Annotated in this window: 23 protein-coding genes and 2 pseudogenes; 10 read left to right on the forward strand and 15 right to left on the reverse strand. The window is 68.4% G+C overall.

The window, feature by feature from the left end; genetic code table 11:
* Positions 1-262 (forward strand): annotated as a pseudogene (locus C464_RS07575) (PHP domain-containing protein); the annotation flags it as partial.
* A 64-nt stretch (positions 263-326) separates the two neighbouring features.
* Here the strand turns inward: C464_RS07575 and C464_RS07580 are convergent.
* The gene (locus C464_RS07580; RefSeq protein WP_006113052.1) at positions 327-827 is read right to left on the reverse strand and encodes a metal-dependent hydrolase; all 501 of its coding nucleotides are present in this window, start codon (positions 825-827) and stop codon (positions 327-329) included.
* Positions 828-956: 129 nt separating this feature from the next.
* Between C464_RS07580 and C464_RS07585 the strand changes: the two genes are divergently transcribed.
* Complete coding sequence (locus C464_RS07585; protein WP_006113053.1) at positions 957-2,075, forward strand: pyridoxal phosphate-dependent aminotransferase; 1,119 nt, start codon at positions 957-959, stop codon at positions 2,073-2,075.
* Positions 2,076-2,126: 51 nt separating this feature from the next.
* Here the strand turns inward: C464_RS07585 and C464_RS07590 are convergent, their stop codons facing one another.
* Positions 2,127-3,386, reverse strand: a complete 1,260-nt coding sequence (locus tag C464_RS07590) for a carboxypeptidase-like regulatory domain-containing protein (RefSeq protein WP_006113054.1) — start codon at positions 3,384-3,386, stop codon at positions 2,127-2,129.
* A 219-nt stretch (positions 3,387-3,605) separates the two neighbouring features.
* Between C464_RS07590 and ileS the strand changes: the two genes are divergently transcribed.
* Complete coding sequence (gene ileS / locus C464_RS07595) at positions 3,606-6,758, forward strand: isoleucine--tRNA ligase (protein ID WP_006113055.1); 3,153 nt, start codon at positions 3,606-3,608, stop codon at positions 6,756-6,758.
* A 113-nt stretch (positions 6,759-6,871) separates the two neighbouring features.
* Positions 6,872-7,345 carry a GNAT family N-acetyltransferase gene (locus tag C464_RS07600; RefSeq protein WP_006113056.1) on the forward strand — a complete coding sequence of 158 codons (474 nt, stop codon included), beginning with the start codon at positions 6,872-6,874 and terminating at the stop codon, positions 7,343-7,345.
* A 42-nt stretch (positions 7,346-7,387) separates the two neighbouring features.
* Here the strand turns inward: C464_RS07600 and lrpA1 are convergent, their stop codons facing one another.
* From lrpA1 to C464_RS07615, 3 genes are all read right to left on the reverse strand, one after another.
* On the reverse strand, positions 7,388-7,816 hold the full coding sequence (lrpA1, locus tag C464_RS07605; RefSeq protein WP_006113057.1) for an HTH-type transcriptional regulator LrpA1: 429 nt from the start codon (positions 7,814-7,816) through the stop codon (positions 7,388-7,390).
* An 83-nt stretch (positions 7,817-7,899) separates the two neighbouring features.
* Positions 7,900-8,838 carry a thiamine pyrophosphate-dependent enzyme gene (locus C464_RS07610; protein WP_006113058.1) on the reverse strand — a complete coding sequence of 313 codons (939 nt, stop codon included), beginning with the start codon at positions 8,836-8,838 and terminating at the stop codon, positions 7,900-7,902.
* A 3-nt stretch (positions 8,839-8,841) separates the two neighbouring features.
* Positions 8,842-10,737 (reverse strand): 2-oxoacid:acceptor oxidoreductase subunit alpha, encoded by a 1,896-nt coding sequence (locus C464_RS07615; protein WP_006113059.1) that lies wholly within the window; start codon positions 10,735-10,737, stop codon positions 8,842-8,844.
* Positions 10,738-10,911: 174 nt separating this feature from the next.
* On the opposite strand from C464_RS07615, the gene dph5 reads away from it, so the two are divergent.
* The 3 genes from dph5 (at position 10,912) to C464_RS07630 (ending at position 12,674) form a co-directional block, all read left to right on the forward strand.
* Complete coding sequence (dph5, locus tag C464_RS07620) at positions 10,912-11,709, forward strand: diphthine synthase (RefSeq protein WP_006113060.1); 798 nt, start codon at positions 10,912-10,914, stop codon at positions 11,707-11,709.
* A 95-nt stretch (positions 11,710-11,804) separates the two neighbouring features.
* The gene (locus C464_RS07625; RefSeq protein WP_049910952.1) at positions 11,805-12,191 is read left to right on the forward strand and encodes a CBS domain-containing protein; all 387 of its coding nucleotides are present in this window, start codon (positions 11,805-11,807) and stop codon (positions 12,189-12,191) included.
* A gap of 108 nt (positions 12,192-12,299) precedes the next feature.
* On the forward strand, positions 12,300-12,674 hold the full coding sequence (locus C464_RS07630) for a CBS domain-containing protein (RefSeq protein ID WP_006113062.1): 375 nt from the start codon (positions 12,300-12,302) through the stop codon (positions 12,672-12,674).
* Positions 12,675-12,717: 43 nt separating this feature from the next.
* Here the strand turns inward: C464_RS07630 and C464_RS07635 are convergent.
* From C464_RS07635 to C464_RS07675, 9 genes and pseudogenes are all read right to left on the reverse strand, one after another.
* Positions 12,718-13,966 (reverse strand): annotated as a pseudogene (locus tag C464_RS07635) (MgtC/SapB family protein).
* Positions 13,967-14,119: 153 nt separating this feature from the next.
* Positions 14,120-15,082 (reverse strand): archaeosortase A, encoded by a 963-nt coding sequence (artA, locus tag C464_RS07640; RefSeq protein ID WP_006113065.1) that lies wholly within the window; start codon positions 15,080-15,082, stop codon positions 14,120-14,122.
* A 121-nt stretch (positions 15,083-15,203) separates the two neighbouring features.
* Positions 15,204-15,656: a transcription elongation factor Spt5 gene (locus tag C464_RS07645; RefSeq protein ID WP_006113066.1), complete on the reverse strand. Its 453-nt coding sequence runs from the start codon at positions 15,654-15,656 to the stop codon at positions 15,204-15,206.
* Positions 15,656-15,832, reverse strand: a complete 177-nt coding sequence (locus tag C464_RS07650) for a protein translocase SEC61 complex subunit gamma (RefSeq protein WP_006113067.1) — start codon at positions 15,830-15,832, stop codon at positions 15,656-15,658. The genes C464_RS07645 and C464_RS07650 overlap by 1 nt, the downstream gene beginning before the upstream one ends.
* Before the next feature lie 109 nt (positions 15,833-15,941).
* A complete protein-coding gene (gene ftsZ / locus C464_RS07655; protein WP_006113068.1) occupies positions 15,942-17,102 on the reverse strand; it encodes a cell division protein FtsZ in 1,161 nt (386 codons plus the stop codon).
* Between the two features lie 146 nt (positions 17,103-17,248).
* A complete protein-coding gene (locus C464_RS07660) occupies positions 17,249-18,736 on the reverse strand; it encodes a D-aminoacyl-tRNA deacylase (RefSeq protein WP_006113069.1) in 1,488 nt (495 codons plus the stop codon).
* 95 nt (positions 18,737-18,831) lie between these two features.
* Positions 18,832-19,782, reverse strand: a complete 951-nt coding sequence (locus tag C464_RS07665) for a calcium/sodium antiporter (RefSeq protein WP_006113071.1) — start codon at positions 19,780-19,782, stop codon at positions 18,832-18,834.
* Between the two features lie 89 nt (positions 19,783-19,871).
* Positions 19,872-20,066: a DUF7333 family protein gene (locus C464_RS07670; protein ID WP_006113072.1), complete on the reverse strand. Its 195-nt coding sequence runs from the start codon at positions 20,064-20,066 to the stop codon at positions 19,872-19,874.
* Positions 20,067-20,116: 50 nt separating this feature from the next.
* Positions 20,117-21,025 (reverse strand): PhzF family phenazine biosynthesis protein, encoded by a 909-nt coding sequence (locus C464_RS07675; RefSeq protein ID WP_006113073.1) that lies wholly within the window; start codon positions 21,023-21,025, stop codon positions 20,117-20,119.
* A 207-nt stretch (positions 21,026-21,232) separates the two neighbouring features.
* On the opposite strand from C464_RS07675, the gene C464_RS07680 reads away from it, so the two are divergent.
* Complete coding sequence (locus C464_RS07680; protein WP_006113074.1) at positions 21,233-22,579, forward strand: alkaline phosphatase family protein; 1,347 nt, start codon at positions 21,233-21,235, stop codon at positions 22,577-22,579.
* A 136-nt stretch (positions 22,580-22,715) separates the two neighbouring features.
* A complete protein-coding gene (locus C464_RS07685) occupies positions 22,716-23,225 on the forward strand; it encodes a DUF7097 family protein (protein WP_006113075.1) in 510 nt (169 codons plus the stop codon).
* Between the two features lie 40 nt (positions 23,226-23,265).
* On the opposite strand, the gene C464_RS07690 is transcribed toward C464_RS07685, so the two are convergent.
* Positions 23,266-24,006: a hypothetical protein gene (locus tag C464_RS07690; protein WP_006113076.1), complete on the reverse strand. Its 741-nt coding sequence runs from the start codon at positions 24,004-24,006 to the stop codon at positions 23,266-23,268.
* A gap of 140 nt (positions 24,007-24,146) precedes the next feature.
* Between C464_RS07690 and C464_RS07695 the strand changes: the two genes are divergently transcribed.
* Positions 24,147-24,827, forward strand: a complete 681-nt coding sequence (locus C464_RS07695) for a DUF6517 family protein (RefSeq protein ID WP_006113077.1) — start codon at positions 24,147-24,149, stop codon at positions 24,825-24,827.
* The last annotated feature ends 1,826 nt before the right edge of the window (positions 24,828-26,653 follow it).

The following is a 26,653-nucleotide window of genomic DNA, read 5'->3' on the forward strand; positions in this document are numbered from 1 at the left end:
TGGCGAGGCGTGGACGGCCTTCGAGGGCGACCTCCCCGACGAGGAGGCGGTCGTCGACGCCTTCCGCGAGCGGCGACCCCGAACCGTCATCCACCGCGGCGGAGCCGGCCACCAGCTCCGCGGGCTCGTCGAGTTCGCGCACCTCGGCTACGAGAACACGTGGGCGAAGCTCGACCGGATGTTCCTCTCGGGCAACGAGCCGACGCTCCCGTCGAACGTCGCCTACGAGGGCCGGTTCGACGACGTGAGCGTCTACGAGTAGCGACGGTCGGACGCCCGGGCCGCAGCCATCGACGCCGCCGAGCGGCGTCGCTACCGCGCGCCGCTCACAGTCCGAAGCCGGCCGCGGCCTCGGAGGCGGCGGAGAGGTCCAGGTCCAAGTTGACGACGTAGGTGTGAATCGCCCAGAAGGCCGCGAGCTCGATCGCGGTGATGACCACGGTGACGAGGTCGGCGTACTTGCTACTCGTCGTCACGCCGCTCGGCAGGCCGTACTCCGTGTCCGAGAGCGGGTGGAACAGCGCGATCCCGCGCCGGCTCCCCACCACGTCGAGGACGTAGTGGGTCAACACGCCGATCCACACGTACTGGAGGTTGCCGAAGACGATCGGGTACGCGAGGAAGACCGCCAGCACGGGGAGGCTGTGGAGCGTCTTGCGGTGCCGCCCGAAGGCCGTGTCGACGTCGGGGAACAGAGCCCCCAACACGACCGGGACGGTGATCTCGGCGACCGTCGTCGCGGTCGCGGCGTCGAGTCCGGGTTCGACGATGAAGCCGAGCCCCAAGGCGAGCAGCAGACCGTTGAGGACGTGGCCGCGTTTGTTCATGTCTCGGAGAACGGCCATCGGTAAGTCAAACCACCGGATCGCGGCGGCGGCCGCCGCGTCGAGACGGTCCCCCGCTGCGACGCGCGCTCCGGGCGAAAGAGCCACGGCGGGCGCGCCCGACCCGCCCGTATGGAGTACGAGGAGCCGAAGTTCTTCCACGTGATGCAGTACGCCGCGGCCGCCGACGGCGACGTCATCGACATGGTGAGCGGCAACCCTGACTGGGAGCCGCCCGCCGCGCTCCGTGAGGCGCTCCGCGAGTACGCCGACTTCCCGCCCGCCGACTTCCAGTACCCGCCGAGCGAGGGGCTCCGCGAACTCCGCGAGGCGATCGCCGAGCGCCGGGGCGTCGACCCCGGGCGCGTGGTCGTCACTAACGGGACCGGCGAGGCGAACTACCTCGCGATGGCCCGCGCCTTGGACCGCGACGCGGGCGACGAGGCGCTGCTCATGGACCCGGTGTACCCGTACTACCCCGGGAAGACCCACCTGCTCGGCGGGACGCCGACGCTCGTGCCGACGACGCGCGACGGCGGGCTCGACGTCGACGCGATCCGCGAGGCGGCGAGCGAGGACACGGCGCTCATCGTTCTCAACACGCCGAACAACCCGACCGGAGCCGTCTACGACCTCGACGCGGTCCGCGAGGCGGTCGCCGTCGCGGAGGCGGTCGACGCGCTCGTCGTCGTCGACGAGGTGTACGGCCGGTTCGACCTCTCCGGCTCGTTCGAGTCGGCGCTGGCGCTCGGCTCCGACCGCGTGGTCGTCACCGGCGGCTTCTCGAAGTCGATGGCGATCACGGGCTTCCGCGTCGGCTACGGGATCTTCCCCGAGGCGCACGTCGGCGACGCCAAGACGCGGCACATGCTGGTGAACGTCGCCGGCGCGCGACCCTCCCAGCACGCGGTGTACCACGCGCTCGCCGAGACGCCGCCGGAGTACTACGCCAAGTCGCGGGACCTGCTCGCGGACCGCGTCGCGGCGTTCACCGACGCTCTCGACGCGGCCGGCGCGGAGTACAGCCGCCCCGAGGGGGCCTTCTACGTCCTCGCGCGCTTCGACGACTTCCCCGGCACGATGGCGAACGTCAAGCGGCTGGTCGACGAGGCCGGCGTCGCCGGGATGCCCGGCGAGGCGTTCGGCACCGCCCGCAGCGATTGGATCCGGTTCGCCCTCGTGACGCCGCGCGCGGCCGAGGCGGCGGAGCGACTCGCGGACTACTTCGGCGGCGGACCCGCGCCGCGGTGAACACCCGTCTCGACGCCGCCCGCCGCCGGGCCCGACGCCGCGCCGCAACCCTCATCGACCGCGGACTCGACTCGCGACGGCCACCGACAAGACCGCGAGAAGGGCCGCGACGACCCCGAATCCGGGGTTTTGGTCGTCGGTGGTCCCGTCGCCGCCGTCGGCCCCGTCTCCGTCGCTTCCCGCCGCCCCGTCGTCGGAAGCGTTCCCGGTGTCCTCCTCCGACGGGTCGACGCCCGTCACCGTCACCGGGTCGGACGCCGTGTCGCCGTCCCGGGCGACGACCGTCCGGTCTCCCGCGGTCCGTATCGGCACTTCGAGTTCGCCGCGGTCGTCGGTCTCGCCGACGGCCTCGCCGTTCACCTCGACGGTCACGCCCGCGGCCGGCTCGTCGTAGGCGTTCCGCACCGTCACGCGCGTCGTCTCTCCGACGATGACGCGCTCGTTCGACGGGGTGACGGAGAGGGCGGCGTTCCGCTGTGCGGTGACGTTCGCGGTCACCGGCGACTCCCCCACCCTGACGCGCTCCGGCGACGCCTCGTACCCGTCCTTGACCACCGCGACCGTGTACAGGACGTTCACGGGAACGGTGAGCGAAGCCGACCCCTCCGTCACGCTCACCTCTCCGTCGTACACCGGCGAGGACACCTGAATCGCTCCCGTCTCGATCGGAGCGGGCGGGTCGAAGTGGTCGTCGAGCGCGCGCACGTCGAGGGTCGTGGTGCCCCGCTCTATCGACACCGTCGCCGCCGCGTTCGCGCCCGCCACCACCTCGCGCTCCACCTCGACGTACCCCGGCTTCACCACGGCGACCTCGTAGGTACCGCGCTCGAGGCGCGCCGTCTCGTAGACGCCCTCGTCGTCCGTCTCGCCGCGGTCGACCGTCCGACCGTCCTCGTCGCGGACCCGGACACTCGCGTCGGCCTGCGTCCGGTTCTCGCCGTCGAAGACGGTCAGCGTCGCGGTCCCGCTCCGGGCGACGCCGAGGTCGACGGTCGACTCGGTCGCGTTGGCGATCCGGAGGGGTCGGTTCCGGACGTACGTGTCGTCGTCGACGCGCAGCGTGACGCTCGACCCCTCGGGAACGTCGAGCAGGACGTTCCCGTTGGTCGCCGTCGTGCCCGAGGCGGTCCCCGTCTCGCCCGCGTCCGTCTCCCACGCCGCCTCGACCGTCGCGCCGCCGACGGCGTCGCCGTCCTCGTCGGTCACCGAGACGGTGAGCGTCACCGGGTCGGCGGCCATCGCGCCACCGGTCGCGGCGACCGCGATACAGAGTACTGTCGCGCCGACGAGCGCCGAGCGTGCGACATCCATGGACGAGTCGGACGGCAGTCGGCGGTATTGGTATGTGCTAATTACCCTGATAAACGTGACCGTACCGGTCCGCCGCGGAGACCGAGCCCCCGGCACCGGGGCCGCGTCGCGCTCGAACACGGGCGTCGACGGAACCGTCTTCACGACCCCGCCGCGGCGTCGACAGAACCGTTCCCACGACTCCGCCGTATTCAAATACGCGCGCGCAGACCAACGCGTATGGAGCAGATCGACGACCAGTACGCGCCCGCGGACGTCGAGGCCGCGGTCGACGAGTACTGGGACGACCACGACGCCTACGAGGCGGCGAAGGAGGCGCACGCCGACGACCCGCCGTTCTTCTTCGTGGACGGCCCGCCGTACACGTCCGGACAGATGCACCTCGGGACCGCCTGGAACAAGACGCTGAAGGACGCCGTCATCCGGTATAAGCGGATGACCGGCCACCGCGTCACCGACCGCCCCGGCTACGACATGCACGGGCTCCCGATCGAGGTGAAAGTCGAGGAGGAGCTCGGCTTCGAGAACAAGCGGGACATCGAAGAGTACGGGATGGAGTCGTTCATCGAGAAGTGCAAGCAGTTCGCCCTCGACAACCGGGCGGCGATGGACGAGGACTTCGAGTCCATCGGCGTCTGGATGGACTTCGAGGACCCGTACGAGACCATCTCGCCGGAGTACATGGAGGCCGCCTGGTGGGCGTTCTCCGAGGTCGCCGACAACGGGCTCGTCGAGCAGGGGAAGCGGTCCATCTCGCAGTGCCCGCGCTGCGAGACCGGGCTCGCCAACAACGAGGTCGAGTACGAGGACGTCGAGGACCCCTCCATCTACGTGAAGTTCCCGCTCGCCGACCGCGAGGGGAGCCTCGTCATCTGGACGACCACGCCGTGGACCATCCCCGCGAACACCTTCGTCGCCGTCGACGAGGGGCTCACTTACAACGCGGTCCGCGCGGAGAAAGGGGGCGAAGCGGAGCTCCTCTACGTCGCCGCGGAGTGCGTCGAGGACGTGCTCGGCGAGGGGCGCTACGAGGACTACGAGGTCGAGGCGGAGCTCTCGGGCGACGAGCTCGTCGGCTGGGCGTACGACCATCCCCTCGCCGACCGCGTCGCCGAGTACCCCGACTTCGAGGGGGCCGGGCGGGTGTACGCCGCCGACTACGTCGAGGCCGACCGCACCGGGCTGGTCCACTCCGCGCCGGGGCACGGGGAGGAGGACTTCCACCGCGGCACCGAACTCGGGCTCGACGTCCACTGTCCGGTCGGGCCGAACGGCGAGTTCGAGGCGGCGGCCGGCGAGTACGCCGGCCAGTTCGTGCGCGACGCCAACGACGACATCATCGAGGACCTGGTCGCGGACGGCCACATGCTCGCGCACGGCACCGTCGACCACAGCTACGGCCACTGTTGGCGCTGTGACACCGGGATCATCCAGCTGGTCACCGACCAGTGGTTCATCTCGATCACGGACGTGAAAGACGACCTCCTCGACAACATGGAGGAATCGGAGTGGCACCCCGGGTGGGCCCGGGACAACCGGTTCCGCGACTTCATCGAGGACGCGCCCGACTGGAACGTCTCCCGTCAGCGCTACTGGGGCGTCCCGATCCCGATCTGGGTCCCGGAGGACGCCGAGGCGGGAAGCCTCGACGAGGACATGATCGTGATCGGCACCCGCGAGGAGCTCGCCGAGCGCGTCGAGGAGGCGGTCGACCCCGACTCGATCGACCTCCACCGCCCCGCCGTCGACGGCCTCACGATCGTCGAGGACGGGACGACCTACCGCCGCGTCGAGGACGTGTTCGACGTGTGGCTCGACTCCTCGGTCGCCACGTGGGGCACCCTCGGCTACCCGAGCGACGAGGCCGCGCACGACGAACTGTGGCCCGCCGACCTCATCATCGAGGCGCACGACCAGACCCGCGGCTGGTTCTGGTCGCAGCTCGGCATGGGGACCGCCGCGGTCGGCGAGATCCCCTACGAAGAGGTGTTGATGCACGGCTTCGCCAACGACGAGGACGGCCGGAAGATGTCGAAGTCGGTCGGCAACATCGTCACGCCGGAGGAGGCGATCGAGCGCGCCGGCCGCGACCCGCTCCGCACCTACCTGCTCAGCCACGACCAGCAGGGCGTCGACCTCGCGTTCGAGTGGGACGGGCTCGGCGAGATCCAAGGCAAGCTCAACATCCTCTGGAACGTGTTTCGGTTCCCGCTGGAGTACATGGACCTCGACGGCTACGACCCGGCGGACGCCGACCTCGCCGACGGCGAGCTCGAGCTCGTCGACAAGTGGGTGCTCTCGCGGCTCCAGTCCGTGGAGGCCGAGGTCGCCGCCGCCTGGGACGACTATCAGGTGAGCGACGCCGTCAACGCCGTGATCGAGTTCGTCACGCAGGACGTCTCGCGCTTCTACGTCAAGGCGGTCCGCGACCGCATGTGGGAGGAGACCGACTCGGCCTCGAAGCGCGGCGCGTACGCCACGCTCGCGACGGTCCTCGACGAGGTGATCCGGCTGCTCGCGCCGATCGCGCCGTACCTGACCGAGCGGATGTACCAGCGGCTCGACGGCGGGGCGACGACGGTCCACGCGCTGTCGTACCCCGAGCCGGACGCCGACCTGCGCGACCCGGACCTCGAACGCGACGTGGCAGCCTTCCGCGACATCGAGGAGGCGGCCGCGAACGCGCGCCAGCAGGCCGGCCGCAAGCTCCGCTGGCCCGTCCCGCGCGTCGTCGTCGAGACGGGCGACGAGGCGGTCGCGGCCGCGGTCGACCGGCTCGAATCGCTGATCGCCGACCGCGTCAACGCCCGCGAGGTGGTCGTCACCGACGCCTTCGACGAGCTGGTCGAGACCGCGGAGCCGCAGATGGCCGCCATCGGGCCGGCGTTCGGCGGCGACGCCCAGAAGGTCATGGAGGCGGTTCAGGGCGCGACCCGGGCCGAGGTCGAGGGCGGCGCGGTCGCCGTCGACGGCGAGCCCGTCGACCTCGACGACGAGATGGTCGAGTACGTCGCGGAGCCGCCGGAGCACGTCTCCGGGGCCGACTTCGAGGGCGGCGCCGTCTACGTCGACACCTCGCTGACGCCCGACATCGAGTCGGAGGGGTACGCCCGCGACGTGATCCGCCGGATCCAAGAGATGCGCAAGGAGCTCGACCTCGACGTGGAGGCGCGGATCCGCGTCGGCGTCGCGGTCGACGACGACCGCGTCGCCGGCTTCGTCGACGACCACGCCGACCTGATCGCCGGCGAGGTGCGCGCCGACGCGTGGCTCGACGACGCGAGCGACGCCGCCGACGCGGAGGGCGGCCTCGTCGAGGAGTGGGCGGTCGAAGGCGTCGCGGTCACGATCGGCGTCGAGCCCGTCGCGTAGCGACCCCGCCCGCGTGATTCTGGCCCGACGGGTCGCGGTTCTCGCCCGGGCGATACTGTGGCAACAATTCGCATCCCGAAACCTATAGGTGCGTTCTTTACTCACGGTCGAACATGGATGTCCGGGCGGCTCGGCCCGACGACGCGGAGGACCTACGAACGGCGGTCTCGCGAGCCCGCGAGGAGTCGGTGTTCGACGACATCGGCGCGCCCTTACTGGACGTGTCCGCCGCCGGGGTCCGCGAGGCCGCCGCCGAGGCCGAGTGGTCGTTCCTGATGGAGCACGCTCAGGAGGGGCCCGTCGGTCTGGCGATCGCACACCCCGACCCCGACGGGACGGAGGCGGAGCTACTGGCGCTGTGGGTCCACCCGAACCGCGCCGGCGAGGGAGTGGCGGACGAGCTGCTCGCTCGCGTGGGGACCGCGCTCGCCGGGCAGGGCGTCGAGGTGCTCCGCGCGACGGTCCCCGCCGATCGACCGAGCGCGGAGGAGTTCTTCAGCGCGCACGGGTTCGCGCCCCGCGGGACTCGACGCAGCCCGGCGGGCGACGAGTCAATCGTCGTCGCCGACCCGCGCGCGCTCGCTTAGTCGCGGGCGCGACGGTCGAAAAAACGGTCGGCTCCGCGCCGACTACTTCAGTCGCTCCTGAAGGAACGAGGGATGGGCGGCGGTGACGCCGTCGACGCCGAGCAGCTTCTCGGAGATGACGTCGCCGAGCTCGTCGCCGTTGCCGGCGCGGATCTCCGCCATCAGCATGTGGTCGCCGGAGGAGGTGTACAGCGCCTGTACCTCGTCGAGCGACTTCAGCTCCCGCGTGGCCTCCACGTACTGGCCGGAGTCGACGTCCATCCCGACCATGGCGATCGACTGCGACGAGAGCTTCTTCGGGTCGACCTCCGCCGAGTAGCCGACGATCACGCCTCGCTCTTCGAGGCGGTCGATGTACTTCCGCACCGTCGGCTTCGAGACGTCGGCTCGTTCGGCGATCTCCCCGCAAGACGCCTGTGCGTCCTCTTCTAACACAGAGAGGATCCGTTCCTCCGTCGATACCGTGCTCATACGAGTACGTTTGTCACCAATGAAAAAATACCTTGCGAATCAAAAAACGAACCCGCCGCGCCGTGAACGGCCACCGACTCCGTTCAGGCGTGTTTGTCGAGGAACATGTCGTGGGAGCGCTCCCACTCGTAGTCGTCGTCCCAGTAGCGCTCGGCGAGCGGCTCCTCGGGCATCTCGCCGATCGTCTGCTTCTCCTGGCCGTAGGAGGGGCGATCCTCGTCGACGTAGAAGCGGCCGGTGAGGACCTCGCCCTCGTACAGCGACTCCTCGGTCTCGCGCATCATCTCCGCGGCCTCGACGCGGTCCGTCTTGTCGAACTCGTAGTCGTCGGAGTCGTTGACGTCGATGTACGGGACGTACTGGCGCGCGTCCTTGTTCCAGGTCGGGCACTGGGTGAGGAAGTCGACGTGCGCGAACCCGTCGTGTTCGATCGCCTCGGTGATGATCTCCTTCGCCTGGTTCGGGTTCACCGCGGCCGTGCGGGCGACGTACGAGGCCCCGGCGTTGAGCGACATCGAGAGCGGCTTGATCGGCTCCTTGGCGCTGCCGGAGGGCTGCGTCTTCGACTTGTGGCCCTTCGGGCTGGTCGGGGAGGTCTGCCCCTTCGTGAGCCCGAAGATCTCGTTGTTGAAGACGATGTACGTCATGTCGTGGTTCTCCCGGGCCGTGTGGATGAAGTGGTTCCCGCCGATCCCGTAGCCGTCGCCGTCGCCGCCAGCGGCGATCACTTCGAGGTCGGGGTTCGCCAGCTTCGCGGCGCGGGCCACGGGCAGCGAGCGCCCGTGGATCGTGTGGAACCCGTACGTGTCGAGGTAGCTGTTCAGCTTGCCCGAACAGCCGATCCCGGTACACAGCAGCGTCTCCTCGGGCGTCCGCCCGACTTCCGGGAGCGCCTGCTTGAGCGCCTTGAGGACGCTGAAGTCACCGCAGCCCGGACACCAGGTCGGCTGCGGCTCCACGCCGGGCGTGTACTCGTCGCGGTCGATCTCTCGCTCCTCTCCGATCGCTGAAAACGTGCTCATTGGTTAGTCACCTGCGGCTGGGACGAAGGTGGTCTGGTGGCCGGGGGCGTCGCCGTCGCCCTCGACGATCGCGGCCTCGAACCCGTCGACGACCTCCGCCGGCTCGAACGGGTTCCCGTTGTACTTCAACAGGCTCGACAGCCGCTCGCCGTAGCGGCCGAGGTTCTTCTGGACGAGCCCGCGGAACTGTCCGGACGCCGTCATCTCGACGACGAGGACCTCGTCGACGCTCTCGACGAACGCCTCGACCTGCTCGGTCGGGAACGGCAGCATGTCGGAGACGCCGTACGACTTCACCGAGACGCCGGCGTCGTTGAGGCGACCGACCGCCTCCTCAACGGTCCCCTGCTGGCTGCCGAACGTGAGGATGCCGTACTCGGCGTCCTCGGGGCCGGCGTACGATCCCGTGTCCTCGGTGTCGAGGTCGTCGCGGATCGCCGCCAGCTTCTCGGCCCGCCGGTCGATCTGCGCGACCCGGTTCTCCGGGGACTCGCTGATGTGACCGGTCGGGTCGTGCTCGTTGCCCGTCGCGAGGAAGCGGCCGCCCTTCTGGCCGGGGATCGACCGCGGCGAGACGCCGTCGTCGACGTCGTGCTGGAAGCGGTGGAACTTCCCGTCCTCGCTGTGGGGCTGCTCGGACAGCGCGTCCTCCGAGAGCGTCTTCCCGAGCGTCGGGTTCGGCTCGCGGTCGAAGTGACTCTTCGGAACGTTCTTCAGCTCGCCGCCGAGCTTCTGGTCGTACAGGAGGATCGTCGGGATCTGGTACTCGTAGGCGAGCCGGAAGGCGAGCCGCGACTGCTCGTACGCCTCCTCGACGGTGCCGGGAGCCAGCACGACGCGCTGGGAGTCGCCCTGCGAGGTGTAGAGGACGTGTTCGAGGTCGGACTGCTCCGGTTTCGTCGGCATCCCGGTCGAGGGACCGGCGCGCATGGCCTCGACGAGGACGACGGGCGTCTCCGTCATCTCGGCGAGCCCGAGCGGCTCGGACATCAGCGCGAACCCGCCGCCCGAGGAGCCGGACATCGCCTTGACGCCGGCGTGCGAGGCCCCGACCGCGAGCGCGGCCGCGGCGATCTCGTCTTCCACCTGCTCGGAGATCCCGTCGAGCTTCGGCAGGTTCTGGGACATGATGGTGAACACCTCGGTCCACGGGGTCATCGGGTAGCCGGAGATGAACCGGCAGCCCTCGTCGATGGCCCCGTAGGCGATGGCGTCCGACCCGGACATGAGCAGCTGCGTCTCGTCGTGTTCGCCCGTGGGGACGGAGACGTCGGGCGCGTCGACGTCGTACTCCTCTTGGACCTGCTCGTAGGCGGTCTCGAGGATCTCGAGGTTCGGATCGAGGATCTTCTCCGGCATCGCGTCGCGCATCAGGTCCTCGACGTGGTCGAGTTCCATGCCGGTCAGCGCGCAGGTCGCGCCGACGCCGGCCGTGTTGCGCATGACCTCGCGACCCATGTCGCGGGCGAGCCCGCGGAGGTCGAGAGGGTATACGTGCCAGTCGTTCTCCTCGACCCGTTCCTCGAAGTTCGGAATCTCCGAGGCGTCGAGCAGCCCCTCGTCGTAGATGATGACGCCCCCCTCGCGGAGTTCGTCCAAGTTCTCCGAGAGCGGTTTGATCTCCTCGTTCCCGTAGACGGCTTCCTCCTGCGGGTTGCGGGCGAACGAGTCGCCGAGCGCGAGCAGGAAGTTGTACCCGTCACCGCGGGATTCGACGGGGCCCGCCGACGCGCGGACCTCGGTGTACGTGTGACCGCCGCGGATCCGCGACGGGTAGTGGCGATGCGTGAAGACGTTGAGCCCCGATCGCATCAAGGCCTTCGCGAAGTTCTGGCTGGTCGAAGCGATCCCGTCACCGGATCCCCCCGAAATCCGCCAGATGAGTTCGTCGTCAGTCATAGTGGTATGTGAGCCCGAGTGGGCCTCGTGGTCCGAAGTTATGCTGGTTCCCTCTTAGGGCTTGCTATGGAATCCCAAGGGACAATGATGAAGGTCTATTAGGGTGTCAAACTTTCGCACACCACCGGGCGAGGGTTCCGCGCCCTTTTACTTCGCCGCGCGCCGAGCGCTCGCATGCTCACGTTCATCGGACTCGGCCTCTACGACGAGCGCTCCGTCACCGTCGAGGGGCGCGAGGCGATACGCGAGGCCGACCGCGTCTTCGCGGAGTTCTACACCAGTCGGCTGGTCGGTGCCGACGTCGCGGACCTGGAGGCGCACCACGGCGTCGACGTCGAGGTGCGCGACCGCCCCGGGGTCGAGCAGGACCCCGAGGCGATACTCGCGGCGGCCGAGTCCGGCGACGCCGCGTTCCTCACCGCCGGCGACACGATGATCTCGACCACCCACACCGACCTCCGCCTCCGCGCCGAGGAGCGCGGGATCGACACGCGCGTGATCCACGGCGTCACCGCCCAGTCGGCGGCGTCGAGCCTCACCGGCCTCCAGAACTACCGGTTCGGCAAGGCGACGACGCTCCCGTTCCCGTACGCGCACGGCGGCGACGACGTCCCGGGGAGCGTGGTCGAGACGATCGAGGCGAACCGGGAGCGCGGGCTCCACACCGTCGTCTACCTCGACATCAAGGTGGGGACGGGCCCGACCGGCCCGGACCCCGACCACGAGGAGTACATGACCGCGGACGTCGCCGCGGGCCTGCTCGCCGACGGCTGGCGCGACGAGCTCGCGGTCGTCGTCGCGCGCGCCGGCTCCCCGGACGCGGTCGTCGCGGCCGACCGGCTGAGCGCGCTGGCCGACCGCGAGTTCGGCGACCCGCTCCACCTGCTCGTGATCCCCGGCGACCTCCACCACGTCGAGGCGGACGCCCTCATCGGCCTCGCCGGAGCCCCCGAGTCCCTCGCCGACGAGTGAATCTCTCGCCGACGAGCGAGCCACTCGCGGTCGCGGCGCGGACCGTCCCGAACCGACCGCACGCTTGATTACCGCGGCCCACGTTACCACGCGGCATGAATGATGTGCCCGTGGACCGACTCATGTCGACCGAGCTGACGACTATCGAGCGGGGGGCCGACGCGGCCGACGCGGCGGAGCAGATGCGCGAGACCGGCGTCGGCTCGATCCTCGTCGTCGAGCCCGACGGGGCGCTGGCCGGGCTGATCACCGCCACGGACTTCGTCGCCCTCGTCCGCGACAACGACCCGAAAGACCGGACGCCGGTCGAGGCGTTCATGACGACCGACGTGGTCACCGTCGGCCGCGGGGACACCGTCGCGGAGCTGGCGGAGCCGACCGCGCACGGCTACACCCACCTCCCCGTGACCGACGACCGCGGGAAACCCGTCGGGATGGTGTCGACGACGGACCTCACGGCGTACCTCTCGCGGGTCGGGTGACGCGTCCCGACTCCGGCCCGCCACCTGCCCGCCCGATCGGTCGGCCGGTCGACGCCGCCGGTTGTGCGTTCCGGAAGAGTAATGACACGAGATAACACACGTCGAGGCATGGATCTCGACGACAGGACCCGCGTCGAAGACGTGATGTCGACGCCGCTGGAGACGATCGGCGCGGACGCCCCGCTCCGGGACGCCGCGAGGCGGATGCGAGACGAGAACATCAGCGCGCTCGTCGTGACGACCGGCGGGGGGTGTATCCTCACGCAGAGCGACGTCGTCGGGGCGGTCGCCGACGGGCGCGACCCCGAGGCGACGACGGTCCGAGACGTGATGACCGAGGACGTCGAAACGGTGACGCCCGACCTCATGCTGGAGGAGGTCGCCGCGATGATGACGATGTACGGCGTGAAACACCTCCCGGTCGTCGACGGCGACTACGTCGGGATGATGTCCTCGACGGACATCGCCGAACACCTCTCCTGACGCGGGCCCGTCCGGACCGGTAACGCGCCGCGGCCGACGCCGCTCACAACAGCAACAGCGGGAGCCCGGCCGCCACGCCGACGGCGATCAACAGGAGGTTCCAGAGGAACACCGGCCTGACCAGTTCCCGCGCGATGCTCGCCGCGAACGCGGTCTTCACGAGGATGCTCGCGGCCGTCCCGGCGACCACGCCCGCGACCGCGGCGTCGACGCCGATCTGGCCGGTCCCCAGCAGCGAGATGGCCGTGGTCGTCGCGGTCCCCGACGACACCAGCCCCGCGAGGAAGGCGGTGGCGACGAATCCGCCCGCGCCGAATGCCCGCTCGGCGACCGCGGAGACGAGCAGTACGATCAGGAAGAGCGCGCCGAAGGTGAGCGCGTTCCGGAGGCTGAACGGCGAGGTGAGATCCGCCTCCATCGACGTGCGCCAGTCGCTGCGCCACACCGCCACGCCGACCCCGGTGAGGGTGATCGCGCCGAGCGGCGCGCCGACGACGAGCGCCGCCTCGGGGACGAAGACGGCCACCACCGCGGCGTTCCGGAAGGCCATCGCGGCGTTCGCGAGCAGGATCGACCCCACCGCGATCTCCCCGAGGTCCGCCCGTCCCTTCGCGCGCTCGGCCATCATCGGCGACGACCGCCGTCGAGTTGACGAGCCCGCCGAAGAAGCCCGTCACCGCGTAACCGCGGCCTTGGTACCGCTTCACCAATACGTAGTTGACGAAGCCGATCGCACTGACCGCGACCACGAGCGACCAGACGAGCCGCGGCTGGACCGCGTTCCACGGGTCGACCGTCTCCGCGGGCAACAGCGGGAAGACGACGAACGCGAGGATGGTGAACTCCACCGCGCTGCGGACCTCCTCGCGCGAGAGCCCCCACGCGAACTGGTGGAGCTCCCGCTTCAACACGAGCAGCAGCGACGAGAGGACGGCCACCGTCACCGACTCGATGAACAGCCCCTCGGCGACGAGCACGCCGACCCCGTACGCGACGAGCAGCGACGCCGAGGTGGTCAGAGAGAGCCCGCCGACGTCGGGCTCCACGAAGCTCCGGACCGCGAGCAGCACCGCGCTGGCGACCACCAGCGCGCCGCCGACGACGAGCAACCCCGGCTCGTCGAGCAGCGAGAACACCGCGGCCGCGAGGCTGACGAGCGCGAACGTCCGGATCCCCGCGGACTTCTGTGACCACTCCCGCTCCAGCCCGAGGAACATGCCGAGCGCGGTCGCCAACACCAGCTTGGCGACGTTCGTCTCCAGGTAGACGAACGGGTCGACTCCGTCTAGCACCGCCGTTCACCCCCGCGCCGCACGCCGCGGCCGGAGCCCGGCGGTCCGTCCCGCGTCCTCGGAGCCATGATCGCCCGTACCCGACCGGTATGGCTATAGTTTGCTATATAGCGGTATATAGACTCACGAGCGACCGGGGTCCCGGCGCCGGCGCTACCGGTTCGTCGGTTCGCGCGGGAGGTCGAGCGCCTCCGTCAGGTCGTGTTCCTCGCCGGTGAGGAGGTAGAGGACGTCCTCCAAGATGACGGCCAGCTCGGGGAGCTCCCGGACCGCGAGGAAGGTGATCGCGATGAGCGCCACCACCGCCAGCAGCTGGCTCATGATCCGGTCGGAGACCAGGAAGGAGACCCGGTACGGGTCGGTCGCGCCGAACATCGTCAACACGAGGTCCGGGTACCAGTGCATGTACTGATTGCCCGCCACCACCGAGATGAACGTCGTCCGCAGGATGTTCAGGACGTAGATGAGCGGGATCGACACCGCGAGCGCGCGGAGCTTCCGGGCGATCGGAGCCTCGACCGCGGCCACGAGCCCGCCGAAGATGGCCATGCTCCCCAACCCCGTACACGCCAACACGATGTGGATGACGACGGTGTGGCCGTCGTCGAGGGTCCACGAGTACGCCGCCTGGTATCCCTCGCTGCTCGTCACCGCCTCCGGCGCGTACCCGAGGAGGTCGATGAGCGCCCCGGTCTGCGTCGCGACGACCTCGATGAGGATCCGACGGGGTTCCGGGACCGCGACGCCGGCGAGCGTGAAGGCCGGGATCGTCTCGAACGGGAGGTAGATGAAGAGCATGATCGCGATGGCCCGGGTGAGCGTGAACAGCGACGCCCGTCCGTCGTAGAGGAGGTATCCCGCGTACACGCTCGCCGGGAACCCGACGAGCGCGAGGATCGACTCGACGTAGCTCTGGTGTTCGAGCGCGAAGTACGGCACCGTCGACAGCCAGAAGAGCCCGAACAGCGCCCACGTCGCGGCCGCGAGCGTGCGCCCCGCGGCCAGCCCGCGGCTGTCGAGCAGCCACGCCGTCGCGAAGAGGATCGCCACGATCCACGCGAACGTGAACGTGTCAGAGATCACGCTCAACACCGCCGGCACGCCGTGGCCGAACATATCCGTGAGGTCCGTCGTCGTCGAATAAAGCCCTTGTCGTTGCGTGCGACGCCGGCGTCAGATCGCCGGGCCGGGAGGCGTTCCGTCACCGCCGGCCGAGCCGCTCGGCCGGCCAGCGACCTTACCGCTCCTCGCTGTCGAGGACGCGGATCTGGTCGCCGCGGACCGTCACCGGGATCGGGACGGTCGCCTCGTACAGCTCGACGGTCACCTGGTCTTTCCCCTCGTCGATGCGCTGGACGCGCGCCTTCTCGCCCTTGAACGGGCCGGCGATCAGCTCGACGATGTCGCCCTCGCCGATCCCCTCCACGTCCGGGGTCGGCGAGAGGAAGTGCTCGACCTCGGAGAACGGGCTCTCGGCGGGCCCGTCGCCGCTCTGGATGACGCCGCGGGCGTGCGGGATCTCGTCGAGGATGCGGCCGAACGCGGTCCCGTCGGTCGCCTCGACCATCACGTAGCTCGTGAGCTGGTCGGGGGCGATGACGGCCTGGATCTCCGGTGCCTCCTTCTCGGCGAGCATGTCGGCGACGGTGCGCTCCTGACTCGCCGTCGTCTTGACCGAGTAGATCGGCATTACGCGCCGACCCCCGGGAGCAGGCTCATGATCGCGAAGATCAGGAACCCGATGAACCCGATGAGCAGGATACCCGCGCCGGCGATCTTCGACACCTGGAAGAACTCGTCGGTGCTCGGCGTGCTCGCCAGCTTCAGCACCCGAATGTAGCTGTTGAGATCGTACGGAACGTCCATGTTACCAGCGGATTCGAGACGAGACGGTTTTTACCTTTTGATGCGGCCCCGGACCGGCACAGCGCGCGTCGCCGGCGGCGTACGAGCGCCGACGCGCCCCGACCGACGCCTATTCCACGTAGTCGATGTCCTCGACGTCGTTCGGCGAGGCACCGCCCTCCGGAGGCTCGCCGTTGCTCCCGTAGATCTGCGGCGACTCGACGCCGGTCACGACGATCATCGTGCGCATCTCCCCTTCGAGCTCGTCGTCGACCGAGGTCCCCCAGATGATCCGGGCGTCGGGGTCGATCCGGTCGTAGATCTCCTCGACGACGCCCTCGGCCTCCTCGATGGACATGTCGGTGCCGCCGGTGACGTTCACCAGCGCCGAGTTCGCGCCGGAGATGTCGACGTCGAGCAGCGGCGAGCGGAGCGCGGACTTCACCGAGTCCTGCGCCTTCGAGTCGGAGTCGGACTCGCCGAGCCCGATCATCGCGACGCCGCCCTTCTCCATCACGGTGCGGACGTCGGCGAAGTCGAGGTTGACGAGGCCGGGCATCGTGATCAGCTCCGTGATCCCCTTCACCGAGCGCATCAGCACCTCGTCGGACACCTTGAACGCCTGCCGGACGGGGAGCTTCCCGACCGCGTCGAGCAGGCGGTCGTTGGGGACGACGATGACCGTGTCGCTCACGTCGCGGAGCCGTTCGAGGCCGGCCTCGGCGTTCGTCCGTCGGACCTCGCCCTCGGCCGTGAACGGCGTCGTGACGATGGCGATGGTGAGCGCCCCCGACTCGCGGGCCGCCTTCGCGACGACCGGGGCCGAGCCGGTCCCGGTGCCGCCGCCGAGCCCGGCGGTGACGAACACCATGTCGGAGCCGTCGATGGCGTCTTGGATCTCCTCTTGGGACTCGATGGCGGCCTCCTCGCCCACCTGGGGGAGCGAGCCCGCGCCGCGGCCCTGCGTCTTCTGCTGGCCCATCAGGATCTTCGTGTCGGCCTCGATGTTGACGAGGTGCTGGACGTCGGTGTTGGCGGCGACCAGCTTCGCGCCGTGGATCCCCTCCTCGGTCATGCGGTTGACCGTGTTGCCGCCGGCTCCGCCGCAGCCGACGACCGTGATGTTCGTCTGGAGGTCTTGGAGGACGTCCTGTAGCTCGTCGTCCGTCATCGTCCCGGTCTGCGGCGGCGCGCCGGCGCTCCCTCCGGCGGCGCTCTCGCCGGCTCCCCCGGCGTCCTCTGCGGGGGCCTCTTCGGCTTCGTCGATGGCGTCCTCAACGATAGAGTCCATTATGTCGTGTCGTTGCGACCCGGACGTATTTATTTTTGCCCGATCGTCTGACGCAGGTCGGACGCCGAAATCGCCGGCGTTCGCGGCCGACCACCGAGTGTACGGCTATCACACCCGCATTCCCCGGGGGCGACGCCGCTTATAAATCAGTCGAGCGCGCGCCCGTCGACGGGGAACCGGTCCGTCCGCGTCCGCGACACCTCTCCCGGCTCGACGGTCTCGCCGTCGACCTCGACGGGCTCTCCGTCGGCGAGCCGCCCGAACGCCGGCCCCTCCGGAACGCTCCGCTCGGCCGCCAGCGCCGGATCGAACGCGTCCGTTCGAGCGACCACCGCGTTCCGGTCGGCCGCCACCTCGACCGCGTCGTAGTCGGCCTCCAGCACCTCCGCCAGCCCCGTCACGAGGTCGCCGTACCCGGGCGTCCCCGGACCGATCGCGAACGCGACGCGGCCGGCGGCGCGGGTCCCGCCCTGCTCCGTGTCGAACGCGACGGCGACCCGCTCGACCGCCTCCCGCGCGGCCCCGGCGTCGAGCCCCTGCGCCCGGGCGAGCAGCTCCGCCGGGAGGTCGCGGACGCGGACCGCCGCCCCGGAGCCGGCGTCGTCGTCCGCGCCGTCATCGGCGTCCGCGACCGCCCCGGTCTCCTCGCCGGGGCTGACCGCCCCGAACGCCCCGGCCGCCTCGTCGACGACCGCGCCGAACCGCAGCCCCTCGTCGACCGGACCGATCGCCGCCTCCAACCGCTCGACGAGCGGGAGCGGAGCGTCGCCGACCTCGCGCACCCACGTCTCGCTCACCACCCGGTAACCGAGGTCCTCGACGACCTCGGTCAGTTCCGGGCGGTCGCCGTCGATCACCGCGCGGTCGGCGCGGCTCCGCTCGAACGCGGCGTCGATCACGTCGCGGTTCGCCGCGGGCGCGCCGAGGTCGGCGAGCGCCCAGTCCGCGCCGACGTGACCCACCGCCCACTCGGTCTCGCGGACGATCCGGGTGAACCGCGGCGCGTAGTGGCCGCCGCCGAAGCCGACGACGTGGCGGGGGCGCGCCTCGGTTCCGGCGTCGCCGAGGTCATCGCCGGCGAGGTCCGCGCCCGTCCCGCGGAGGTCGAGGACCGCCCGCGCCACCGCCGCGGCGGCCTCGGCGTCCGCCCACTGCGGCTCGTCGGAGCCGAGTTCGACGAACAGCGACGGGACGGAGACGGCCGTCGGCCCGTGGTGCGTACACTCGATACCGACCTCGTACCCCTCCGGCGCGTGTCGCGCGAGCGCCTCGACGACGCGCTTCTCCGCGCCGGGGGCGGCCCGCGCCAGCGACTCGGGGTCGCCGCCGTACTCGGCCCCGCCGAAGTTCCCGGTGACGTGCGCGGTCAGGAGTTCGCCCGTCTCCCCCGAGTGCCTTGAGACGAACGCGAGGAACGCGGGGTCGCAGTCGAACGCGGCGGTCGGGTCCGACAGGCGGATGTGGAGTTCGTCGAACTCGCGGAGCTCGAACCCGTCGGTCCGGTAGTACGTTCCGCCCCCGTCGGCGTCGGGGCGCGACTCGTCCTCGCGCGCCTCCCAGTCGCCGACCTCCAGCAGCCGCTCGCCGATGTGCGCCGAGGCGCTGTCGGCCCGGCTGACGACGATCGCTATCACGACACGGACTCCGCCGCCCGCGGCCGAATAGCCGTCGATTCCGGTTACCGACCCGGCTCCGTCGGGCCGCGTCGACCCGGTTCCGCCCTCCCCCGCTACGGGAGCAGCAGGTAGACGAAGACCCCGTAGCCGACGGTGAGGCCGACGCCGTCGACCCGGGTGATCCGTTCGCTGTACGCCATGATGCCGACGACGACGGCCGTGAACGCGAGCAGCGCGGGAAACTCGAAGCCGCGGACGTCCGGGGCGACGCTGATAGGGGTCACCACGGCGACGATGCCGATGACGGCGAGGACGTTGTAGATGTTCGAGCCGACGACGTTGCCGACGCTGAACTCCGCCTCGCCGCGGACCGCGGCCACGACGCTGGCCGCCAGTTCCGGCAGCGACGTGCCGAGCGCCAGCACGGTGAGTCCGATGAAGATGTCCGAGAAGCCGGCGGCCGCCAGCAGCGACTCGCTGCCGTCGATCAGCCAGCGCGAGCCGAGGACGAGCGCCGCGATCCCGGCGACGACGATCGCGGCGTCGCGGCCCTTCGCGTCCGGCATCTCGTCCCGCTCGCTGTCAGTGATCTCCGACTGGTTCTCCCGAACGCGTCGCAGCACCGCGACGGTGAACGCGACGAGCGTCCCGAGCAGCACGACGCCGTCGACGAGTCCGATCCGCCCGTCCCAGCCGAGACCGACCAACAGTAGCGCGGCCAGCACCATGAACGGGACGTCCCGGCGAAACACCGTGTCGGAGACGTCGAGCGGGCGTATCAGCGCCGACACCCCCAACACGAGGCCGATGTTCGCGATGTTCGAGCCCACGATCGCGCCGAGGCCGATGTCGGTCGACACCGTGACCGCGCCGAGCAGGGAGACGAAGAGCTCCGGGGCCGTCGTCGCGAACGCCACGACGGTGACGCCGACCGTCGACGCCTTCAGTCCCACGGCGAGCGCGAGGTCCCTCGCGCCCGCCACGAGCAGTTCCGCGCCGGCGTAGAGGAGGGCGACGCCGCCGGCGATCAACAGCAGTTCGACGAGTGGCGACCCGGGCAGCACGGCTCCGCGTTCGCGGGCGGGTTTCAAAAGGGTCGTGATCCGAGTCGTGATGCCGAACCGCGTGCGGTCGCCTCGTTACGGATCCGCGATCAGGCGTGCGCCGAGCGGAACTCGCCGTGTTTCACGCCGATCGCGAACGCGAGTGCGCCGAAGACGAGCATCGACGGGACGACCATCATCAGCGTCGTCTGGAGGGGCATCATCCCCGCCCCGATGAGGCCGCCGGCGCCGATCGCGACGATCAGTACGAGGACCGCTGCCGCGCGTGGAAGGTCGAACTCCATATCGCTCGTACGTCGCGAGCGATCCTAAACGTTCGGTCTGCGGCGCGGGCTCACGCCTCGAGTATCTCGTCGTCCTCGTCGTCGGGAATCCGGATCTCGCCGTCGAGCGCGACCGACGCGCGGCCGCCGACGCGGACGCCGTCCCCTCCGACGCGCACGCGAACGTGTCCCGGTCGGTCGAGGAAGTGGCCCTGTTCGAACCGGAACTCGTCCGGCTCGTCCCCGTCGAAGGCGTCGACGTGCCGGAGGTACCCGCCGACCGCCCCGCTCGCGGTGCCCGTGACCGGGTCCTCCGCGATCCCGAGCGACGGGACGAACGCCCGGCCGTGGAGCGTCGAGTCGGCGTCGAGCGCGTCGAACGTGAACGCGTACACGCCCGCGACGTCGAACTCCTCCGAGAGGCGCTCGACCGCCGCGTCGTCCGGGTCGGCCTCGCCCAGCCGCTCTAAGAAGTTCACCGGGACGACGAGGAACGGCAGCCCGGTCGACGCGACCGCGACGGGGAGGTCCGCCCCGACGTCGCGCAGCGCCGCGGGATCGACTCCGAGCGCCTCGCCGAGGCGGCCGGCGTCGACGTCGACGACCTCGACGCTCGGGGCCTGCTGCCGCATCCAGACGGTGCCGTCGTCGTCGACCGCGACCGCGAGGTCGCCGACGTTCGTGCGGAGCGTGCGCTCGCCGCCGTCGATCGCTCCCTCGGCGAACAGGGATCCGTAGGTCGCTATCGTGGCGTGCCCGCAGAGGTCGACCTCCGTGGTCGGCGAGAAGTAGCGGAGCCGGTCGTCGGCCGCGTCGTCCCCGTCGGTCAGGAACGCGGTCTCCGAGGCACCGAGTTCGGCGGCGACCGCGGCCAACTGACCGTCGCTCAACCCCTCCGCGTCGGGGACGACGCCGGCGGGGTTGCCGGCCAGCGGCTCCGCGGTGAACGCGTCGACGAGCAGCGCGCGTCGGGTCTCCATGTCGAACCCCTCCGCGGGTCACGGACAAAAATCCTCCCGAGCGCCGCGGCGAAGCGGTCGTCGTCTGCGGGGGCCACTCGAACGGGCCCCTCACTCATCGTTCGCGCCCCCTACCGCGACCGCTTGGATACGTGGGTGTCCGGTCTCGCCGCCGATTCCCCCACCGCCGATGTCAATCCTTTTGCCTACGACCGCGGATGGGTGTGTATGGGCCTCTTCGACCGGCTGCGAGGGAACGACACGCCGCGCGTGGCGTTCATCGGGATCGACGGCCTCTCGTACCGGGCCGTCGCCGACAATCCGGAGACGTTCCCGACGCTGTCGGCGATCGCCGACGACGGCGAGGGCGGACGGATCGACAGCATCGTCCCGGCGGAGTCGAGCGCGTGCTGGCCGACGCTCACGACGGGCAAGAACCCCGGCGAGACGGGGGTCTACGGGTTTCAGGACCGCGAGGTCGGCTCTTACGACACGTACGTGCCGATGGGACGCGACGTCCAGATCCCCCGCGTCTGGGACCGGGCGACCGACGCGGGGCTCGACGCGACCGTCATGAACGTCCCCGTCACGTTCCCGCCGCAGCGAACCGTTCAGCGGATGGTCTCGGGCTACCTCTCGCCCGACCTCGACGCGGCCGCGCACCCCGAGGAGCTCCGCGAGTACCTCACCGACAGCGACTACCGGCTGTCGGTCAACGCGAAGCTCGGACACAAGCAAGACAAGACGGCCTTCTTGGAGCACGCCCGCGCGACGCTCGACGCCCGCGCCGCGGCCTTCGAGCGGTACGTCGAGCGCGACGACTGGGACCTCTTCGTCGGGGTCTTCACCGCCCCCGACCGCGTCAACCACTTCCTGTGGGGCGACTACGAGGACCGCGGACCGTACCGCGATGAGCTGCTCTCGTTCCACGCCGCGCTCGACGAACACATCGGGTCGATCCGCGAGGCGCTCCCGAGCGACGTCACGCTCGTCGTGGGCTCCACGCACGGGTTCAGGCGGCTTCGCCACGATGTCTACTGTAACGAGTGGCTCGAACGCGAGGGGTGGCTCTCCTACGCCGACGAGGACCACGACGCGCTCGCCGACATCGACGACGAAACCCGGGCGTACTCGCTCGTGCCGGGCCGGTTCTACCTCAACGTGAAGGGGCGCGAGCCGGACGGCGTCGTCCCCGAGTCGGAGTACGACGAGACGCGCGCCGAGCTGCGCGAGGCGCTGGAGTCGTGGACGGGCCCCGACGGGAACCCGGTCGCCGACCGCGTCGTCGACCGCGAGACGGTGTTCCGCGGCGACCACGACGCCATCGCTCCCGACCTCGTCGTCCTCCCCAACGACGGGTTCGACCTCAAGTCCGGGTTCCGTCCCCACGACGGCGTGTTCGATTCCGACGGCCCCCGCACCGGGATGCACGCCTTCGACGACGCCGCGCTGTTCGTCGACCACCCGGACGTGACCGTCGAGGACGCCGACCTCCTCGACGTCGCGCCGACGCTCCTCCGGCTCCTCGACGTCGACTACGGCCGCACGGACTTCGACGGCGCGAGCCTCGTCTGAGTCGCTCGCGCCGGCCCCGCTCGACCGCTTCGACCGCGCTCTCCCCGCTCGCCCGTCCCGACCGCGCCCTTCCGGCCTGCCCGTCCCGACCGCACCGGGCGACCGAATTGAAGTGAGTCCGCCCCCACCGCCCGGTATGGAGCGCACCCCGGACGGGACCCCCGTCGGCGTCGACGACCCGTACGCGGTCGCGGGCGTCTGCGACCACCTCACCGACGACGGTCGGTGCCGCTTCGCGCTGACCCGGGCGGGAGACGACCCCGCGTTCGCGGCCGAGAGACGCGCCGACGGCTACGACTGTCACGTCGGTCCCGACGGCGAGTGGCGCGCGTGCCCGCACTATCGGTCCACGACCGACGCGAAGTCCTGCGTCCGATGCGGGCTCGCGGACGTGCGACTGGCGCACGACGAGTCGCGGCCGCTCGTTGAGGAGCATCACCTCTCGTACGGCGGCGACGACTCGCACGAGGTCACGGTCGGACTCTGTCGCTGGTGTCACGCGAAGGTACACGACTCGATCGCCCGGATCGACGACGACGCGAGCCCGGACCCCGAGGCGATCGCGGAACGCGAGCGACGCCGCGAGACGGAACGGTCGGCGTCGGCGTTCGAGGCGGCCAGCGAAAACTACGACCCGGAGGACTGAACGCTCCGTCGACCGACGCGGCCGTCCGGTGCCGCGCGTTTCAGGCGTCGTCGGCCGGCCGGATCAGGTTCGCCAGCGCGACGAGCAGGCCGAGGAACCACCCGAGCGGCACCGAGATCCCGATCCACATCAGTACGTACCCCAAGCCGGGGAGCCCCCACTGCTGGCCGAACGTCTCGAGGTCGAACGCGCCACGGAGCACCTCGTTTATCCCGCCGACCGAGAGGAACGTGTCGAGGATCCACCGCGCGAGTTCGTAGCTCGGGGGGAGGATCAGCTCCTCCAACGTGGGCGTGACGAGGGCGGCGACGACGGGCGGCAGGAACAGCGCGGTCATCGCGAACGGATACGCGAGCAGGACGCTGACGAACCGCCCCCCGACCTTCGAGAAGCCGGCGGCCAGAGCGGCCGAGACGACCGCCACGACGCTGGCCGCGCCGACCGCGATCACGGCGTCGAACGGCAGTTGGAGGTGCGTGACGACCGTCAGTCCGCCCCAGACGACGGCGGCGACGAGGACCGCGCCGGCGACGCCGATGCGGGTGACCGCCGAGTCGAGCTTCGCCGCGTAGTAGCGCGTCGCGAAGCCGACCAACAACAGCGGGTACGTGACCGTGACCAAAGGCGCGCCCAGCACCGCCCAGAGGTAGTAGCCGACCGACTGGACGGTCGTCTCGGGCTTCCACTTGCCCAAGACCGCGCTCGGGTCGAGCTGTCGCGGGAAGACGACCTCCATCCACGTCTCGTGGAGGCGAATCACGTCCAGGAAGAGCGCTTCCACCAGCCCGGTTTGCCCTCGGCGTTCCATTTGCCTCACGTCGCACACGCCACGACGTGAACTTTGTGCCTTCGGCCGCGGCGTTCTCGCGACCGATATCCGCGCCGATAGGCTTAAAGAAGCGTACACGCCTACTTCAAGATATGAAACGACGCGGACTGCTCGCGGCACTCGCGGCGTCGACGTCGGTCGCGCTCGCTGGGTGTGCCGGCGAAGACGGGAGTTACGAGTTCGACGCGGAGCCGGCAGAAGTACCGGAGAGCGCGTACGTGGACGGCTACACCGGATCGGAGCCGGAGTCGTACACCATCGACCGGGAGTTCAACGTCACTGGCGTGAACGCGCGGGTGACGGCGACCACGTGGGTCGCCCGGTACTCCAACCCGACGACTCAGTCGGCGCTGTTCGTGGCGAGTACCCCGAACGCCTCCGTCGCCGGACAGTCGGTCAACCCGCTCGTCAGGGTCGAGGGCGCGGACCTCATCCAGCGGCTCCTCGACCAGATCAATCAGCAGGACGTCGGCGGCGGGAACGCCGACATCGAAACGGACGACATCGAGTCGCGCGGCGAGGAGACTCGGACGATACTCGGCGAAGAGACCACCGTCTCCGTCTTCGCGACGACGATCAGCGCGGAGGTCGAGGGCGCGGGCAACTCGACCGGCTCCGTCGAGGACATCCCCGTCCTCCTGTACATCGCTACCGTCCAACACACCGCGGCCGACGCGGACAGCGAAGACGTGATCGCGGTGGCCGGCATCCACCCGGAACAGGTCGACCAGTCCGATCAGTTGCTCTCGATGATGGAAGCGGTCGAACACTGACTCGCCCCGTCGTTTCCCGCCTCCAGCCCCATCCTGCCCGTCTCCGGTAACACCTCCGCGTTTCCTCGACTGTCACTCGACTGCGTCGCGCCGTTGTCGTGCGATTATTTCTCCAGACGGAAGCTTTCACGTCCGTAAGCCGCTTATAAGCGATCGGCCCGAGTGAGAGATCCCGCGGTGTGACAGGAGCCGCTTCGTGGGGCCGGGTTGAGCACCGACGCCGCGCCGCCCCGAGAGCGATCGCTCTGACATCCGTGGCTCGTTCGCTATGATGGGGACGCGATCGCTTGGATGGTTGACGGCCGGTATCGTCGCTTGCTTCGTGATCGCTGGCGTTGTGCTATTAATTGCTTCAGGAACACCCACAGCTTCCGGGCAACTATGGGACGTGGATAGTGCGAGCGATCTTGAAGTTGGAACTCAGCAGCAACAATCAATCACCAATATTGAGGTTCTTGACGCCAACGAGCCGGTTAAGATTCATGTCGGAGAGCTTGTTGAAGCTGGAGCGAGGCTAGACCACAACACAACATCCTATTGGATAGATGCTGAGAAAAACTCAGTGTATTCTGATGTATACATAGAAAACCCAAATAGCCAAAATGCGACCGTCGTTGTATCTGATTCGGCAATTTCTAGCCCCGGTCGATTTGATCTTCACATTGATAATATTGATACAACAAATGTTACGAGATATAATCAGAGTGGCTCGAAGGCCAATCGCAACATCTCTTATATCGCTGAACAGGGAAGAATAAGATCAGTTGTTGAGTTCGGCGTGTCTTTTCGGGACTCTATCGACATCAATCCAAAAAGGTATAATGAGTCCACTCAATCTATCTCTTACAATTATTCTCATAATAAATTGGATTCAAACTATTCCATTACAATTTGGGAAAATGGGACCACTGGAGGTATTGGAAGAAAAATCAAAACAATAGAGGAACCCAGTGGAAATCTATCTCTCAGAAGTACAGATATTGAGGGCAAAACAGAACTAATCATTGGCCTACATTCTCCATCAAACAAACACGGTTTAGATGCCATTTATGAACTAGACAGAGTAGATCTTAACATTACTGTGCCCGCCGATCTTGTTGAAGGCCCTTTTTACTATAAAAAATCTGAAAGTGAAGACAGAACTTACAGTACTCTTCTATTCGAATTTAATACGAATCTCTCTAATTCGCAGGGGAAAATCAGAACGAACTTTTCTACAAGAGAGACAACAACAGTACGTCTGGGTACTCACTCTAAGAGTTATCATATAGACGACAACCTGCTGTATGTTTATCCAAGTGTAGAGCAAGGTGACCAAAACAACAACATCCAGCCAGAAATTAATGGCATATCAATTGAAAACATTCGATCCACTACAAGCAACACTCTGTATGAAGATAGAAATATTACAGTAAGACGCGTCGACCAAATCATCTCGGAAAATAAAGAATATTTAATAAATCATGGTTCAGATATTGGATTCAATCTAAAAAAGCGAGGTAGATACATTTTCTCAAAACCTAGTGGAGAGTCTATCAAACATATAAACGCCTCTAACTCGACTCACATTCATAAGCTGAATACTGGCAGTTTATCAACCGGTAACTACTCTCTGAATTCTAGTTCTAGAATTAGTAACGCCACAGTCAAGATTCTAAATTCAACGTTCTCAGTTGAGTCAACCGATACAGTGAGCGGGTCTCAGATACCGATTAGTATCTCTGCGAGCGGAACCAAACGGACTGCCGTCCTCAGTCTCTCTAACTCCAATAAAACCGAAGTGTATCTGGAGGAATTTCTCTTAGACAACGCCTCAAACATCAGTA

This window comes from Halorubrum coriense DSM 10284, assembly GCF_000337035.1.
In the GTDB taxonomy this organism is placed as follows: domain Archaea; phylum Halobacteriota; class Halobacteria; order Halobacteriales; family Haloferacaceae; genus Halorubrum; species Halorubrum coriense.